Source organism: Pseudoalteromonas sp. S4741 (genome assembly GCF_005886135.1).
Taxonomy (GTDB): domain Bacteria; phylum Pseudomonadota; class Gammaproteobacteria; order Enterobacterales; family Alteromonadaceae; genus Pseudoalteromonas; species Pseudoalteromonas tetraodonis.
Genome location: NZ_PNCN01000239.1, coordinates 1 through 637, shown reverse-complemented (window position 1 = coordinate 637; position 637 = coordinate 1). Strand labels below are relative to the sequence as shown.

Annotated in this window: 1 protein-coding gene; it reads right to left on the bottom strand. The window is 36.1% G+C overall.

Annotation, left to right across the window (positions count from 1 at the left end; genetic code table 11):
* Positions 1 to 350: 350 nt before the first annotated feature.
* Positions 351 to 637, bottom strand: a 287-nt coding sequence (locus tag CWC30_RS18505; RefSeq protein WP_212746092.1) for a hypothetical protein, incomplete at its 5' end; no start/stop codon positions are given.

The window sequence follows — 637 nt, the reverse complement described above, 5'->3', positions numbered from 1 at the left end:
GGCGTGCTAGATATTTAGCAATTTAGGCTGACACAGAATTCTGAACGCCCTCCAAATGGTTGCAACTAGCAGCAGATGAGCAACAAGGAAACGCCTCTAATTTGGAGCGCAAATTAACCAAGCCACTACATATGCTATAGGATTCTCTGGGCAAGATTGCGACTATTTTTTGATGGGGCCTAATTTCAATTCACTTCTTGGTAAAGATTGCTTTATAAAAATTAGCAAGCTTAGACTTAAATGAAGATGTATTTTCTGTGCTCGTCAAAGCCAATTTTGCAATATATAAAGAAGTTTCTTTGTGCTCCTTTAAAAAATTATCTCTGTCTATAGATAATTTATCTAACTTTTTATCTGTCATATAAGTCGCGACTTAAAAATTTGTAAAAATGATTTTCAATGCCTAACAAGTAATTCTTAAAAGCCGCTTTCGACTGTGAATGGTCAAATACTCTAACTATATGTCTGCAGTCATTAGCTACCGATTCTCTATATAAAGAATTAGACGCTTTCCATAGTTCTGAGTTCGTAGTGTACTTTCCAATAACACTGTGAATATTAGTATTACTACGAGCCTCAGATGTTCTACTTTGAGGCCAACCTTCTAAAACTTCGATGAATCGCCCCGTGTTTGCCA